This is a genomic window from Isoptericola sp. NPDC056618 (assembly GCF_042792715.1).
Taxonomy (GTDB): Bacteria; Actinomycetota; Actinomycetes; order Actinomycetales; family Cellulomonadaceae; genus Isoptericola; species Isoptericola nanjingensis.
In genome coordinates this window covers 22,633-37,721 of the sequence record NZ_JBHTVZ010000021.1, presented here as the reverse complement: position 1 = coordinate 37,721, position 15,089 = coordinate 22,633, and the positions used below count along the sequence as shown (strand labels likewise).

The following is a 15,089-nucleotide window of genomic DNA, read 5'->3' as shown; positions in this document are numbered from 1 at the left end:
GCGCCGTCGTGCGCCGCTGAGAACCAGGCTAGGGAGACACCTCCCCGCCGCGCTTCTCCGTTCCTGATCAGTACGGACGGGTGCGGGACCGGTGCGGGACACGGGCCCGCGCACGACGACGCCCCGCCGTCCGGGGAGGCGACGGGGCGTCGTGCGGCGGGCCGGCGTCGGCGACAGACCCGCACCGGGGTGTCAAGGCCCGGTGTGCTGGAGGGCGGTCGGCCCTAGAGGTGCGGCAGCACGTGCCGCGCGTACCGCTCGCCGACCGTGCGGGCGGTGTCGCGGGGGTCGTCGGCCCAGATCTCCTCGTTGAAGATCTCGGTCTCGACGTCCCCGGCGTAGCCCGCCTCGGCGACCCAGCGCGAGATCGTCGGGAAGTCGACGTACCCGTCGCCCACGTGGCCGCGCGAGTTGAGCGGGTCGGCGGCGAGCGGCAGGTTCCAGTCGCAGACCTGGTAGCCCGCGATCCGCCCCTCCGCCCCGGCGCGCGCGATCGACCCGCGCAGCTGCGGGTCCCACCACACGTGGTACGTGTCGACGACGACGCCCACGGTCTCCGGCGCGAACGGCGCCGCGAGGTCGAGCGCCTGCCCCAGGGTGGAGATCACCGCGCGGTCGGCGGCGAACATCGGGTGCAGCGCCTCGAGCACGATCCGGACGTCGTGCTCGGCCGCGAACGGCGCGAGCTCGGCGATCCGGTCGGCCACGCGGGCGCGGGCGGCGACGACGTCGCGGTCGCCCGGCCCGGCGTCGGGCCGCGGGCCCCGACCGGGCTTGCTGAGGGCGGGCAGGCCGCCGACGACGAACACCAGCTCGCGGGTGCCGACGCCCGCCGTCTCCTCGATGGCGCGCTTGTTGTCGTCGAGCGCGGCGGCGATGCCCGCCTCGTCCGCGGCCGTGAGGAACCCGCCGCGGCACAGCGACGAGACGCGCAGGCCGGCGTCCGACACGATGCGTGCCGCCTTCTCCGCGCCGTGCTCCTGCACCTGGTGGCGCCACAGGCCGACCGCGCCGAGCCCGGCCGCGGCCGCGGCGTCGACCGCCTCCGCGAGCGTGGCGTGCTTGACGGTCGCGGTGTTGAGGGAGCAGCGGCTCAGGTCGGTGTCGGACGCGAGGCCCGCCCCGGTGGGCTCCGTGCCCGACAGGCTCATGCGGACACCCCGTTCGTCACCAGCAGGGCGTCCAGACGGCGGGCGGCCAGGGCCGGGTCGAGCAGCATGCCGCAGCCGTCGGCGAGACGGGCCAGCTCCACGAGGTGCGCCAGCGAGCGGCCGGACTGGAGGCCGCCCACGAGCTGGAAGCCGGACTGGAAGCCGTTCAGCCACGACAGGAACGCCACGCCTGTCTTGTAGTAGTAGGTCGGCGCCGCGAAGATGTGCCGGCCCAGCTTCTCGGTCGAGGCGAGGATCGCGTGCCCACGCGCGCCCTCTCCGGCGTCGAACGCCTGGAGGGCCGTGGACGCGGCCGGGTAGATCGCGGCGAAGATGCCGAGCAGGGCGTCGGAGTGCCCCTGCTCGTCGCCCGCGATCAGCTCGGGGTAGTTGAAGTCGTCGCCCGTGTACAGACGCACGGGCGAGCCGTCGAGACCAGCCAGCGCCCGGCGCAGCCCGATCTCGTGCTGCGCGTCGAGCAGCGACACCTTGACGCCGTCGACCCGGTCCTGGTGGGCCTTGATGAGGTCGAGGAACGTGGCGGTCGCGGACGCGACGTCGTCGGACCCCCAGTAGCCCGCCAGGGCCGGGTCGAACATCGTGCCCAGCCAGTGCAGGACGACGGGCTTGTCGGCCTCGGCCAGCACGGCGTCGTAGACGCGGGCGTAGTCCTCGGGGGAGCGGGCGACCTTCGCCAGCGCGCGCGAGGCCATGACGATGACCTGCGCCCCGGCGTCCTGCACCACGTGCACCTGCTCGCGGTAGGCGTCGATCACCGCGGCGAGGCCCGCCTCGCCGGGCTCGACCGACGCGGGGTCGAGCTGGTCGGTGCCCGCGCCGCACGCGATGCGCGCTCCGACGGACGCGGCCTCGGCCGACGACCGGCGCACCAGCTCCTGCGTCGCGGCCCAGTCCAGGCCCATCCCGCGCTGGGCCGTGTCCATGGCGTCGGCGACGCCGAGCCCGAACCGCCAGATCTCGTGCCGGTAGGCGAGCGTCGCGTCCCAGTCGACGACGGCGGGCGCGCCCGGCACGTTCTCGGCGCCGACCTGCGGCACGACGTGCGCGGCCGCGAACGCGACGCGCGACGTGATCGGCGCGGCCGGGGCGTGCCACGGGCCCGGCGCGTTGAGCTCGCGCACCTCGGTGCCGGTGGCGCGTCCCGCGGCGTCGAACCGGGGGAGGCGCACGGTGACGCCGCTGGGCGCCAGCTCGGGGGCGAGCGCGGGGTCGAGGGCCGGGGCGAGCCGAGCCGGGGGCGTCACAGCGTGATCTCCGGGACGTCGAGGCGGCGGCCCTCGGCCGACGACTGCAGCCCCAGCTCGGCGAGCTGCACGCCGCGCGCGGCGGACAGCAGGTCGAAGCGGTGCGGGCGGCCGGCGACGACGTCGCGCAGGAACTCCTCCCACTGCAGCTTGAAGCCGTTGTCGAGGTCGGCGTTCGCGGGCACCTCGAGCCACTGGTCGCGGAAGGGCTCCGTGACGGGCAGGTCCGGGTTCCACACGGGCTTGGGGGTGTGGGCGCGCTGCTGAGCGACGCACTTGCGCAGGCCCGCCACGGCGGAGCCGTGGGTGCCGTCGACCTGGAACTCCACGAGCTCGTCGCGGTACACGCGCACCGCCCAGGAGGAGTTGATCTGCGCCACGACCGGGTCGCCGCCCGGCGTCTCGATCTCGAAGATGCCGTACGCGGCGTCGTCGGCGGTGGCGGCGTACTCCTTGCCCTGCTCGTCCCAGCGGGTGGGGATGTGGGTGGTGGTCTGCGCGTTGACGGTCCTGACCGCGCCGAGGATGCCCTCGAGGACGTAGTTCCAGTGGCAGAACATGTCCGTGGTCATGCCGCCGCCGTCCTCCTTGCGGTAGTTCCACGACGGGCGCTGGGCGGCCTGGTGCTCGCCCTCGAACACCCAGTAGCCGAACTCGCCGCGCAGCGACAGGATGCGGCCGAAGAAGCCCTCGTCCACGAGACGGCGCAGCTTGACCAGGCCCGGCAGGTACAGCTTGTCGTGCACGACGCCGGCGGTGACGCCGGTCTCCTCGCGCAGGCGGGCGAGCTCGACGGCCTCGGCCAGCGTCTCGGCGGTCGGCTTCTCCGTGTAGACGTGCTTGCCGGCCTGCATCGCCTTGGTGAGGGTCTTGGCGCGCAGCGACGTCATCGAGGCGTCGAACACGATGTCCGTGGCCGGGTCGGCGACGATCCCGTCGAGGTCGGTCGTGTACTCCGTGACGCCGTGCTTCGCGGCCAGCTCGGCGAGCTTGGACTCGTTGCGGCCCACGAGGACGGGCTCCACCTGCACGCGCGAGCCGTCGGGCAGCTCGACGCCGCCCTGATCGCGGATCGGCAGGATCGAGCGCACGAGGTGCTGGCGGTAGCCCATGCGGCCCGTGACGCCGTTCATCGCGATGCGCAGCGTGCGCGTGGGTGTGGTGCTCACTCGGGACTCCTTCGTCGGTGCGTCTCGGCGGGGGCTGCGACGCGATGGCGGAATGCGCTTTCCATCAAGTTAGGCGCTGCCGCCGCCGCCCGTCAAGCAGGAGCCCGGAGCGGCTCGCTCCGCGGCGGGTGAAGACCCGGGCCGGTTGACACTCCGGAGCCCTCCGTGTTTCCTATAGGAAACACGATTCCACGATCGACGGAGATCTCCTTGCGCACTGCGGACACCTGGCCCATCGCCGCCAACATGCTGTCCTTCGGCTCCACCGCGGCCGACGGCACCCCCAACGTCGACGCCCCCGCCGAGTCCTGGCGCGGGCAGCTCCAGCAGGTCGCCGACCTGGGGTTCGCGGACGTCGACCCCACCGACGCGTGGCTGTCGATCGGGGAGATGACGGACGCCCGGTTCGCCGAGCTGCTCGTCGTCCTCAAGGAGGTCGGCCTCGCCGTCCCGTCCGTGTCGACGACGCGCCGGAGCGTGGTCGACGCCGCCCGCGGCGAGGAGTACCTGCGCTTCGGGCACACGATCATCGACCGCGCACCGGCGCTCGGCGCCGAGGTCGTGAACTTCGGCTTCATGCAGGCGCTCACGCCGGCGCAGGAGAAGGCGCTCTGGTTCTGGCTGGCGGAGGGGCACCGCGACGACCTCGCCGACGCCGAGAACCGCGACCTGGCCGTGCGGCGCATCCGCGAGCTCGCCGACCACGCGGCCGAGGTGGGCGTGCAGGTCAGCCTCGAGATGTACGAGGACACCTACATCGGCACGCCGGACCTGGCCGTGCGCTTCCTCGAGGACGTCGACCGCGACAACGTGGGCCTCAACCCCGACCTCGGCAACCTCGTGCGGCTGCACCGCGAGATCGAGGACATCCCGACGATGTTCGCGAAGGTGCTGCCGCACACGAACTTCTGGCACATCAAGAACTACACGCGCGACGTGGACCTGGCGACGGGCGCGTACGCGACCCACCCGACCCCGCTGGTGCAGGGCGTCGTCAACTACCGCGTGATGATCCGGCAGGCGCTCGAGCTCGGCTTCGAGGGCGTGTTCGTCTGCGAGCACTACGGGTCGGACAGCCTCGGCGTCGCGGCGCTCAACCGCGAGTACATCCGCGGCGTGCTGCGCTCCGCGGGGCGCTGAGCAGGCCCCTCCGGCGCCCCGCGCCGCCCCATCCCGTCACCGCACGAGCAAAGGTGCTGCCCCCATGACGTACGTCCACAACCGTCCCGAGGACTTCGCCCGCGAGGCGCTCAGCGGCCTCGTCAAGGCCCACCCCGGCGTCCTGCGCCGCGTGCCCGGCGGCGTCGCGCGCGCCGAGGGCACGCGCCCCGGCAAGGTCGCCGTCGTCGTCGGCGGCGGCTCCGGCCACTACCCGGCGTTCGCCGGGCTCGTGGGGGAGGGCGTGGCCGACGCCGCGGTGTGCGGCGAGGTCTTCGCCTCCCCGTCCACGCGACAGGTGCTCGACGTGTGCCGGGCCGCGGACGCCGGGGCGGGCATCTGGCTGTCCTTCGGCAACTACGCCGGGGACGTCCTCAACTTCGGCGCCGCGGCGAGCCGGCTGCGGGCGCAGGGCGTCGACGTGGCCGTGCGCCTCGTCACCGACGACGTCGCCTCCGCCCCCGCCGACCGCGCCGAGGAGCGGCGCGGCGTCGCGGGCGACCTCGTGGTCTTCAAGGTCGCGGGCGCGGCGGCGGAGTCCGGCGCGGACCTGGCCGAGGTCGACCGCCTCGCGGGCCTGGCCAACGAGCGCACCCGCTCCTTCGGCGTCGCCTTCGACGGCTGCACGCTGCCCGGTGCCGACGCCCCGCTGTTCAGCCTGCCGGAGGGGACGGCCGGCTGGGGCCTCGGGATCCACGGCGAGCCCGGCATCGGCGAGGAGGCGGTGCCGCCCGCCGCGGACCTGGCCGCCGAGCTCGTCGACCGCGTGCTCGCGGACCGGCCCGCCGACGCCGACGGCCGCGTCGCCGTCGTCCTCAACGGGCTCGGCACCGTCAAGTACGAGGAGCTCTTCGTGCTCTGGGACCGGGTGCACGACCTGCTGACGGAGCGCGGCGTGACGCTGGTGGCGCCGCTCGTCGGGGAGTACGTCACGAGCCTCGACATGGCGGGCTGCTCGCTCACCGTGGCGTGGCTCGACGACGAGCTCGAGCCGCTGTGGCTCGCGCCCGCCACGACGCCCGCGTTCCGGCACGGGGGCTGGCGCGCGGCCCCGGTCGCGGCCGCGCCCGACGTCGTCACGGAGCCGGAACCGCCGCTCGTCGTCGCGGCGTCGGCCGAGGGCGCCGAGGCGGCCCGCCTCGTGGTGCGCGCGCTGCACCGCGCGCAGCAGGTGCTGCACGACGCGGAGGACGAGCTCGGCGCGCTCGACGCGATCGCCGGCGACGGCGACCACGGGCGCGGCATGTGCCGTGGTGTCGACGCCGCGGTCGCGGCAGCCGACGAGGCGCTCGCCGCCGGGGCGGACGCCCCGTCCGTGCTGCGGCGCGCCGCGGACCGCTGGGCCGACCGCGCGGGCGGCACGTCGGGTGCTCTGTGGGGCGTCGGCCTGCTCGCCCTCGCCGACCGGCTGCCCGCCGACGAGGCGCTGACGGGCGCCCACGTCGCCGACGGCGTGCGCGCCGCGCGCGACGAGGTCTGCGCGGTGGGCGGGGCACGGGCGGGGGACAAGACGCTCGTCGACGCCCTCGACCCCGCCGTCGAGGCCCTGGCCGCGGCGCACGGGAACGGTGCGGCGGCACCCGACGCCTGGCGGGCCGCTGTGCGCGCCGGTCGGGACGGCGCGGCCCGCACCAAGGACATCACGGCACGCCGCGGTCGCTCGCGCGTGCTGGGGGACAAGAGCCTCGGGGTCGCCGACCCGGGGGCGACGTCGCTCGCGCTCCTCCTCGCGGAGGTCGGGGACGCGCTCGGCGTCAGCACGGACGACGTGGAGGTGGCTGCACGATGACCACGACGCAGGAGACGACACAGGGAACGGCACGGGAGACGACCGCGCTGCGGCTCGTGATCGGCTCGGACGACGCCGGGTTCGACTACAAGGAGCTGCTCAAGGCCGACCTCGAGGCCGACGACCGGGTGGCGTCCGTGACCGACGTCGGCGTCGGGGGCGACGAGCACACCCCGTACCCCTACGTGGGCGCGGCGGCCGCGCGCCTCGTCGCCGAGGGGAAGGCCGACCGCGCGCTCCTCGTGTGCGGCACCGGCCTCGGCGTCGCGATCGCCGCCAACAAGGTGCCCGGCGTCCGCGCCGTCACCGCCCACGACTCGTTCTCGGTCGAGCGGGCGGTGCTCTCCAACGACGCCCAGGTGCTGTGCTTCGGCCAGCGCGTCGTGGGCATCGAGCTCGCCCGCCGCCTGCTGCGCGAGTGGCTGGGCTACCGGTTCGACCCCACCTCGGCGTCCGCGCCCAAGGTCGCGGCGATCGGCGAGGTCGAGGCCGGCGCGGGCACAGGGGCGGTCGCCGAGCCCGCCGGGTCCTGCGGATGACCCGCCCGCTCGTCGCCGTCTCGCTCAAGGCGTACCTCGGGGCCGCGGACACCGAGCGCTGGCTCGCCGCGGTCCGCGACGCCGCCCCTGCGGGCGACGTGGACCTCGCCGTGCTGCCCGCCTTCCCCCTGCTGCCCGCGGCCGCGCGGCTGCTCGGGGGGACGGGGGTGGCCTGGGGCGCGCAGGACGTGGCCCCGGCCGCCCACGGCGCCCAGACCGGCGAGGTCACGGCGGCCCTGCTCGCCGAGCTGGGCTGCGCGCTCGCCGTCGTCGGCCATGCCGAGCGGCGCGCGACGTTCCACGAGGACGACGACGTCGTGCGGGCCAAGGTCGCGCGCCTCGCCGAGGCGGACGTCACCCCGCTGCTGTGCGTGGGGGAGCGCGAGCAGGTCTCCGCGCGGGAGGCGGCCGAGGTCGCGACCGCGCAGCTCGAGAGCGCGCTGCGGGGCTCCGCCCCGCGCGAGGTGGTCGTGGGGTACGAGCCCGTCTGGGCGATCGGCGCCCCGCGGCCGGCGCCCGCCGAGCACGTCGTGACGGTCGCGCACGCGCTGCGCGAGCGGCTCGACACGCTGGGCGTCGACGGCCGCGTGCTCTACGGCGGGGCTGCCGGCCCGGGCACGCTCACCGCCCTCGCGGGCGCCGTCGACGGCGTGTTCCTCGGGCGCTTCGCCCACGACGTCGCCGCCCTGCGCGACGTGCTCGACGAGGCCGCGGCCGCGCGACCTGCGGATTCGGCCGCCCGGCCGTGACCGCCACAGACTGGACCACGAGAGAGGAAGCAACGATGGTCACCAGCATCAGCAGCGTCGCCGTGATCGGTGCCGGCTACATGGGAGGCGGCATCGCGCAGTCGCTCGCGCTCGCGGGCCTGCCCGTCACGATCGCCGACGTCTCCGCCGAGGCGACGGAGGCCGCGTTCGCGCGCCTGCTCGCGGAGGCGCAGGAGTTCGAGGACGCCGGCCTGTACGACGCCGGCGCGACGGCGACGATCCGCGCGAACCTGCGAACCGCCCCGTCGATCGAGGACGCGGTCGCGGACGTCGACTTCGTCGAGGAGGTCGTGTTCGAGTCGGTCGAGGTCAAGCACGACGTGCTGGGCCGCATCTCGGCCGCGGCGCGCGAGGACGCGATCATCGGCTCGAACACCTCGACCATCCCGGCCCGCGTGCTCGCCACGGCGGTGAAGAACCCCGAGCGGTTCCTCACCGTGCACTTCTCCAACCCCGCCCCGTTCATCCCCGGCGTCGAGCTCGTGCTGGGGGAGCGCACCGACGAGGCCGTCGTCCCCGTCGTCAAGGAGCTGCTCGCGAAGGCCGACCGGGAGGCGGCGATCGTCGCCGACGTGCCCGGCTTCGTCCTCAACCGCCTGCAGTACGTGCTGCTCAAGGAGGCGATGTCGATCGCCGAGGAGGGCATCGCGTCCCCCGAGGACATCGACACGATCGTCCGCACGACCTTCGGCTTCCGCCTGGGCTTCTTCGGCCCGTTCGCCATCGCCGACCAGGCCGGCCTCGACGTGTACGCCGGCGGCTTCCGGACGTTCGAGGAGGCGTTCGGCGAGCGGCTCAGCACGCCCGTGCTCGTCCAGGACGCCGTCGCCGCCGACCGGCGCGGCGTGAAGAACGGCAAGGGCCTGCTCAAGGACTACACGCCCGAGCAGGTCAAGGCGCTCGTCGCGCACCGCAACAAGGCGTACAGCGAGATGGGCCGGCTCGTCCGCTCGCTCGGGCCCTCGCCGGCCTGACCGCTCCACGCGGCGCGACCCCCGACCGGGTCGCGCCGCGCCCCCGTGCACGGCTCGTCGTCGAGCCGTGCCCCCGCACGAGACACAGGAGTCCTCGAACGTGACACAGGTCAACGAGCCCGCCCTCGTCCGGAAGGTCACGATGCGGCTGCTGCCGCTGCTGGTGGCCCTCTACACGGTGGCCTACATCGACCGCTCCGCCGTCGGGTTCGCGCAGCTCAGCATGGGCGCGGACGTCGGCATCGGTGACGCGGCGTTCGGCCTCGGCGCCGGGCTGTTCTTCATCGCGTACTTCCTGTTCGAGGTGCCGAGCAACGTGCTGATGCAGAAGTACGGGCCGCGGATGTGGTTCGTGCGCATCCTCGTCACCTGGGGCCTCATCACCGCCGCGATGGCCCTCACGCAGGGGCCGATCAGCTTCTACGTGCTGCGGTTCCTCCTCGGCGTCGCGGAGGCCGGGTTCTACCCCGGCGTGATCTTCTACCTCACCACCTGGTTCCCGCACCGGCACCGCACGAAGGCGACGGGCACCTTCGTGATCTCGGCGCCGCTCGCCTTCATCATCATGTCGCCGCTGGCGGGCTGGCTCCTCGGGGTGTCGGGCCTCGGCATGTCCGGCTGGCAGTGGCTGTTCCTCGTCGTGGGCGTGGCCGCCGTGCTCATGGCGATCCCGACCTGGAAGTTCCTGCCGGAGGCGCCGCGCGTCGCGAAGTGGCTGACGAAGGACGAGGCCGACTGGATCGAGCACGAGCTCGAGAAGGACAAGGCGGAGCGCAAGCAGGAGGACGGGAAGAACCCGCTGCGCACGCTGATCGACAAGCGGGTGCTGGTCTTCGCCCTGCTGTTCTTCCCCTCGACCGTGGGCGTGTACGGGCTGTCGTTCTGGCTGCCCCAGGTGGTGAACCAGTTCTCCACCTCCACCCTGCAGACCGGGATCCTCACCGACGTCCCGTACCTGTTCGCGCTCGTGGGCGTGCTGGTGACGTCGCGCTGGGCGGCCCGGCACTTCCGGGACAACTGGGTGCCGCTCGCCTGCCTGTTCGTCGGGTCCGCGATCGGCATGGGCGCGAGCGCCGCCGTCGCGTCGCCGGTGCTGCAGCTCGCCGCCCTGTCCCTCGCGGCGTTCTGCGTGTACTCCATCGCGGGCGTCTTCTGGTCCCTGCCGAGCGGCGTGCTCGCCGGTGCCACGGCGGCGGTGGCGATCGCCGCGATCAACTCGTTCGGCAACCTCGGCGGCTTCATCGGGCCGTACGTCGTGGGCCTCTTCACCCAGGCGACCGGGACCACCGAGGCCGGCATGTACTTCCTCATGGTGGTGCTGCTGCTCGGCGCGGTCGGGACGTTCGTCGCACGACGCGCCGTCGTGCGGATGCAGCGGGCGGGCGACGCCGTCGAGCCCGACGCCGTCGAGCCCGGCGCCGACGTGCCGGGCACCGAGGGCCGGGGTGCCGCGCGGGTCTGACCCGCCGCCGGGAGCCGGCACTCCCGCAGGGCTACGCGCTCGGCGGGGGTGCCGGCTCGTCGCGTTCCGACAAGGACCGCGCGCGGACGCCCTCGATGTGCCGGCGCATGAGCTCCTGCGCCCGCTCGGGCACCCCCGACCGCATGGCGTCGAGGATCGCCCGGTGCTCCTCGACCGCCACGGCCTTGTCGGTGACGCCCTTGCCCGAGAACTGCCGGAAGCGCTGCGCGAGCCCGCCGAGGGCGGCGAAGGCGGCCTGCAGGTAGGAGTTGTCCGCCGCCTGGGCGACCAGGGCGTGGAAGCGCTCGTCGGCCTCCCAGTAGTCGCGGAACTCCTGGTAGGTGGGGCCGTTGGGCGAGCTCTCGAGCTCCGCGACGGCCTCCTCGAGCCCGGCCAGGAACTCCTCGTCGCCGCGCTCGCACGCGTAGTACGCGTTCGCCGGCTCGACGGCGAGCCGGGCGTCCATGAGGTCCGTCAGCTCCTTGGTGGTCGGCGCCGGGGTGACGAAGTAGCCGCGCAGGGCGACCCGCCGCACCATGCCGGTCGCCTCGAGCCGGGCGAGCGCCTCGCGCACGGGGGTCGGCGAGACGTCGAGGTCGCGGGCGATGCCGTCGATGTTGAGGCTGCTGCCCGCCGTCAGGGTGCCGTCCATGAGCCACGAGAGCAGCTCGTCGAACACGTGGTCGGCGAGCGCCCGCCGCGGGACGGGGCGCGCGGTCGAGCTGCTGGTCCTGGGCACGGGCCGATTCTATCGGTGCGGGCCTCGGGGGCCCTGGCGGCGCCGCATCCCGGGCGACCGCCTCAACCGGGTCGCGGGGGGTCGACGGAAGACGTTTTCCGGCCGCCGATAGGCTGTGCACCGGCGAGCACGTCCGGAGTGCCCGCGTCGGGCGGGTACCGGCCGCCCCGGAGATGGAGGTGTGCTCGTGGCCCGAGCGAGGCTGCAGGACGTCGCCGACCGTGCGGGGGTCTCCCTCGCGACGGCGTCGCGGGTGCTCAACGGCTCGGCGCGGCAGCCCGGGGCCGAGCTGGTCGCGCGGGTCAAGGCCGCGGCCGCCGACCTGGGCTACGTCGTGAACGCGCAGGCGCAGGCCCTGGCGCGCGCCCGGTCGGGGCTGCTCGGGCTGGTCGTGCAGGACATCTCCGACCCCTACTTCTCCTCGATCGCCGCCGGCGCGCAGGCCGCGGCGCGGGCCAGCGGGCGGCTCGTGCTGCTCGCGTCGACCGGCCGCGACCCCGTGGCCGAGCGGGAGGCCGTGGCCGCGTTCGCCGCCCAGCGCGTGGACGCCGTCGTCGTGGCCGGCACCCGGTGGACCCCCGACGACGACGCCGCGCTCGCGGCCGAGCTCGACGCCTTCGTCGCCGCGGGCGGCCGGTCCGTCATCGTCGGCCAGCCGGTGGGCGACGGCTCCGTGGTGCGCCCGCCCAACGCGACCGGCGCCCGCGCCCTCGCGGAGGCGCTGCTGGCGCAGGGGCAGCGGCGGTTCGTCGTGCTCGGCGGGCCGGCACGCGTCGTGACGTCGCGCGAGCGGACCGACGCGTTCACCGCCGCCGCCCGTGCGGGCGGCGGTGACGTCGCGGAGGTGCTGGTCACCGAGTTCTCCCGCGACGGCGGGTACGCGGCCGGCGACGACGTCGCCGAGCTCGTGCGCGAGCGCGCGGCCGAGAAGCCGCTGACGGTCTTCGCCGTCACCGACGTCATGGCGATCGGGCTCATCGCCCGCCTCCGCGAGCTGGGGGTCGAGGTGCCGCGCGACGTGCGCGTCGCCGGGTTCGACGACGTCCCGACCCTGCGCGACCACGCGCCGGCGCTGTCGACCGTGCGCATCCCGCTGGAGGAGATGGGCAGCCTCGCCGTCCGGGCCGCCGTCGGCGACGCCGCGCCCGGCGCCGTCACCGAGGTCGACTTCGAGGTGCAGCTGCGCGACTCGACGCGCTGACGGGACGGCGCTCCTGCGGCGGTGACGGCACGGGGAAATACCGTGGCGCGGCGTCGATAGCGTGCGCACATGAACCTCGGACCTTCGTTGCTGCCGCGTTCGACGCCGTCCGCGGAGGGCGTGTCCGCCCGCGGGGTGATCGAGCTGCTCGACCGGCTCGACGCGGAGTCGGTGGAGTGCCACTCCCTGATGATCGTGCGCCACGGCCGCGTGGTCGTCGAGGGCTGGTGGGCGCCGTACACGGCGGAGCGTCCGCACCTGCTGTACTCGCTGACCAAGTCGTTCACGGCGGTCGCCGTGGGGCTGGCGGTCGCGGACGGGCTGCTCTCGCTCGACGACCGGGTGGTCGACGTGCTGCCGGCGAGCGCTCCGGCCGACGGCCCCGACGACGTCCTCGCGCAGGGCCGCCGCCTCACCGTCCGCCACCTGCTGTCGATGACCACGGGGCACCGCACCGACAGCCTGGCGGAGGCGTGGGAGCTGGAGCCGCAGGACCTGACGAAGGGCTTCCTGCGCGTGCCCTTCACCGACCCGGAGGGCACGGCGCACGGCTACGACAACGCCACCACCTACGTCCTGGCCCGCATGGTGGAGCGGGTCACGGGACGAGGCCTCCCCGAGCTCCTCGACGACCGCGTCTTCGCCCCGATGGGCATCGGTCACGCCGAGTGGGACCGCGTGGCGAGCGGTGCGGCCTTCGGCTTCCACGGGCTGCACCTGACGACCGAGGCGGTGGCCGCCTTCGGCGAGCTGCTGCGGTGCGGCGGGCGGTGGGGCGACCGGCAGCTGGTGCCGCGCGGGTGGGTCGAGGCCGCCACGGCCGCCCAGGTCCCCACGACGCAGGTCGAGGGCTGGTCGGAGAACCCCGACGTGCTGCGCGGGTACGGCTACCAGTTCTGGAGGTCGCGGCACGGCTTCCGCGGCGAGGGCTCGTTCGGCCAGCACTGCCTCGTCGTGCCGTCCCACGACCTGGTGATCGCCGTGACGGCAGCGCTCTCCGGCGGGGGCGAGACACTGCTCGGCCCGCTCTGGGAGTGCCTCCTGCCCGGCATGGGCGATCCCGGTCTCGACGAGGGCGCGCGCCCGTCCGACGACGCCGCGCTCGCGGAGCGGCTGCGCGGGCTGTCCCTCGAGAGCGTGGCGGGGTCGCGGGGCGGGCGGGAGACGGCCACGGTGCGCGTCGACGCGACCCCCGAGGGCTCCGCGCTGCCGCACGGGACGGCGGTGACGGTGGAGCCCGACGACGACGGGTGGCTCCTGCGCCTCGGAGCGGGGCTCGACGTCGAGGTCGGGCACGGGCGGTGGCGGGAGAGCGCGCCGCTCGGCCGGCCCGTCGTCGCCCGCGGCGCCTGGCGGGGCCGCGCCTTCGTCGCCGACGTCGTGGTGATCACGACGCCGCACCGCGTCCGCGTGGAGGTCGACGCCGACGCCGGGACGGCGGTCGCCACGTGGAACCTGGTGCCGCTGACCGGCCCCTCGCTGGCGCTGCACGTCACGGCGCCCCTGATGACGCGCCCCGACGTCGCGTAGGGCGCGGCGGGTCGGCCCGGGTCAGGCGCGCGCGAGCGTCAGGCCCAGCCCGCGGTGGGCCCGCTCGATCGTGGCCGCGTAGGCGGACAGCATCCGCACGTGGCTGAACCGCGGCCGCGCCGCGACGAGCGCGCCGGTGAGGGCGTCCCGCCGCGCCGCCGCCTCGCGCCACGCCGCGGCGATCTCCGCAGGGTCGAAGCCGGTGACGAGGCCGATGCCGTCCACGATCCGCGCGCTGTCGCCCACCGGCGTGGTGACCGGGACCGCCCCGCACATGGCGCCCTCGATGAGGCACAGCGGCGCGGCCTCGCCGAACGCGGACGTCAGCGCGACGACGTCGGAGGCCCCGAGCACCTGCTCCATGTCGTGGCGCACGCCGAGCAGGTGGACGCGGCCCCGCAGGTCGGGTCGGTCGGCGAAGGCGTCGTCCAGGTCGGCCGCGAGGTCCGGGTTGGCGGCGCTCATGCCGGACCCGCACATCACGACGTGCGCGTCGGCGTCGCCCGCCAGCAGCTCGCGGGCCGCGGCGACGAACAGCCGGGGGTTCTTCATCGCGTCGTAGCGCGCGGCGTACGCGACGACCGTCCCGTCCGCGGGGAGCCGGTGCGCCCCGCGGAACGCCAGGCGTCGCGCGGTGCGGGCCGGGCGGAACCGGGTGAGGTCGACCCCGTTGGGGATCACGCGCAGCAGGTGCGCGGGCACGCCGGCGGCCTCGTAGGCGGCTCGCGTGGACTCGGCGCAGCAGACGACGGCGGCGAGCCGGCCGTCGTCCGCCGCGCGCAGCAGGTGCCCCAGGCCCGACCCCTGGTGCTCCGGGTCGGACCGGTGCAGGCAGGCGACCACCGGCCGGTCGGGCAGCACGTCGGGCCGGGAGAGCAGGCGCAGCGGCTGCTCCTTGAGCGAGAGCACCACGTCGGTGCGCCGCAGCTCGCGGGCCAGGATCTCGGCCTCGGCGTCCGTGAGGGCCTCCGGGTCGTGGGGCACGTCCGAGGACCGGCCGAGCGACGTCACGCGGACCCCTGCGGCCATGAGCTGCCGGTACCGGCGGTCGTCGACCATCCGCTGCAGGGCGGCGTCGCGCCGCACCTCGTCGTGCACGCTCAGCGCCGCGTGCCGCTGGCGGCCCTGGGCGTGCAGGCCGGCCACGACCGACGAGTGCAGCACGCGCGCGCCGCCGCTGAAGAAGCCTTCGTAGAGGGAGAGCACGCGGACCGCTCCGTGCTCGACGTACCGATCGAACGTGCGCTCGACGTACTGCTCGGCCATGGGGACCACCTCCTGCCCCCAGCGTGAGCGGCGATGGTGTGGGGCGGATGACCGGCGTGTGACATTCTCATGACGC

At 74.9% G+C, this 15,089-nt stretch carries 13 protein-coding genes; 8 read left to right on the top strand and 5 right to left on the bottom strand.

Annotated elements, in window-relative coordinates:
- Nucleotides 1–224: 224 nt before the first annotated feature.
- The 3 genes from ACFQ8T_RS19095 to ACFQ8T_RS19085 all read right to left on the bottom strand — a co-directional run bounded on the left by ACFQ8T_RS19095 (nucleotide 225) and on the right by ACFQ8T_RS19085 (nucleotide 3,549).
- Nucleotides 225–1,151, bottom strand: a complete 927-nt coding sequence (locus tag ACFQ8T_RS19095; protein WP_430548058.1) for a sugar phosphate isomerase/epimerase family protein — start codon at nucleotides 1,149–1,151, stop codon at nucleotides 225–227.
- The gene (locus tag ACFQ8T_RS19090) at nucleotides 1,148–2,341 is read right to left on the bottom strand and encodes a dihydrodipicolinate synthase family protein (protein WP_430548099.1); all 1,194 of its coding nucleotides are present in this window, start codon (nucleotides 2,339–2,341) and stop codon (nucleotides 1,148–1,150) included. The genes ACFQ8T_RS19095 and ACFQ8T_RS19090 overlap by 4 nt, the downstream gene beginning before the upstream one ends.
- A 71-nt stretch (nucleotides 2,342–2,412) precedes the next feature.
- The gene (locus ACFQ8T_RS19085; protein ID WP_430548098.1) at nucleotides 2,413–3,549 is read right to left on the bottom strand and encodes a Gfo/Idh/MocA family protein; all 1,137 of its coding nucleotides are present in this window, start codon (nucleotides 3,547–3,549) and stop codon (nucleotides 2,413–2,415) included.
- Nucleotides 3,550–3,795: 246 nt separating this feature from the next.
- Between ACFQ8T_RS19085 and ACFQ8T_RS19080 the strand changes: the two genes are divergently transcribed.
- The 6 genes from ACFQ8T_RS19080 (at nucleotide 3,796) to ACFQ8T_RS19055 (ending at nucleotide 10,277) form a co-directional block, all read left to right on the top strand.
- The gene (locus tag ACFQ8T_RS19080) at nucleotides 3,796–4,725 is read left to right on the top strand and encodes a sugar phosphate isomerase/epimerase family protein (RefSeq protein ID WP_430548057.1); all 930 of its coding nucleotides are present in this window, start codon (nucleotides 3,796–3,798) and stop codon (nucleotides 4,723–4,725) included.
- A 64-nt stretch (nucleotides 4,726–4,789) separates the two neighbouring features.
- Nucleotides 4,790–6,532 (top strand): dihydroxyacetone kinase family protein, encoded by a 1,743-nt coding sequence (locus ACFQ8T_RS19075; protein WP_430548056.1) that lies wholly within the window; start codon nucleotides 4,790–4,792, stop codon nucleotides 6,530–6,532.
- Complete coding sequence (locus tag ACFQ8T_RS19070) at nucleotides 6,529–7,071, top strand: ribose-5-phosphate isomerase (RefSeq protein WP_430548055.1); 543 nt, start codon at nucleotides 6,529–6,531, stop codon at nucleotides 7,069–7,071. The genes ACFQ8T_RS19075 and ACFQ8T_RS19070 overlap by 4 nt, the downstream gene beginning before the upstream one ends.
- Nucleotides 7,068–7,820: a triose-phosphate isomerase family protein gene (locus tag ACFQ8T_RS19065; protein ID WP_430548054.1), complete on the top strand. Its 753-nt coding sequence runs from the start codon at nucleotides 7,068–7,070 to the stop codon at nucleotides 7,818–7,820. Before ACFQ8T_RS19070 ends, ACFQ8T_RS19065 begins: the two co-directional genes overlap by 4 nt.
- A 35-nt stretch (nucleotides 7,821–7,855) precedes the next feature.
- Nucleotides 7,856–8,815, top strand: coding sequence for a 3-hydroxyacyl-CoA dehydrogenase family protein (locus tag ACFQ8T_RS19060; protein WP_430548053.1), 960 nt, complete (start codon nucleotides 7,856–7,858; stop codon nucleotides 8,813–8,815).
- 100 nt (nucleotides 8,816–8,915) lie between these two features.
- Complete coding sequence (locus ACFQ8T_RS19055; RefSeq protein WP_430548052.1) at nucleotides 8,916–10,277, top strand: MFS transporter; 1,362 nt, start codon at nucleotides 8,916–8,918, stop codon at nucleotides 10,275–10,277.
- A gap of 31 nt (nucleotides 10,278–10,308) precedes the next feature.
- On the opposite strand, the gene ACFQ8T_RS19050 is transcribed toward ACFQ8T_RS19055, so the two are convergent.
- Nucleotides 10,309–11,016: a GntR family transcriptional regulator gene (locus ACFQ8T_RS19050; protein WP_430548051.1), complete on the bottom strand. Its 708-nt coding sequence runs from the start codon at nucleotides 11,014–11,016 to the stop codon at nucleotides 10,309–10,311.
- A gap of 187 nt (nucleotides 11,017–11,203) precedes the next feature.
- Between ACFQ8T_RS19050 and ACFQ8T_RS19045 the strand changes: the two genes are divergently transcribed.
- Together ACFQ8T_RS19045 and ACFQ8T_RS19040 are read left to right on the top strand one after the other, a co-directional pair.
- Nucleotides 11,204–12,217, top strand: a complete 1,014-nt coding sequence (locus tag ACFQ8T_RS19045) for a LacI family DNA-binding transcriptional regulator (protein ID WP_429765103.1) — start codon at nucleotides 11,204–11,206, stop codon at nucleotides 12,215–12,217.
- Nucleotides 12,218–12,286: 69 nt separating this feature from the next.
- Nucleotides 12,287–13,747: a serine hydrolase domain-containing protein gene (locus ACFQ8T_RS19040; RefSeq protein WP_430548050.1), complete on the top strand. Its 1,461-nt coding sequence runs from the start codon at nucleotides 12,287–12,289 to the stop codon at nucleotides 13,745–13,747.
- Nucleotides 13,748–13,768: 21 nt separating this feature from the next.
- Here ACFQ8T_RS19040 and ACFQ8T_RS19035 read toward each other — a convergent pair whose 3' ends face one another.
- The gene (locus ACFQ8T_RS19035; protein WP_430548049.1) at nucleotides 13,769–15,013 is read right to left on the bottom strand and encodes a glycosyltransferase; all 1,245 of its coding nucleotides are present in this window, start codon (nucleotides 15,011–15,013) and stop codon (nucleotides 13,769–13,771) included.
- Between the last annotated feature and the right edge of the window lie 76 nt (nucleotides 15,014–15,089).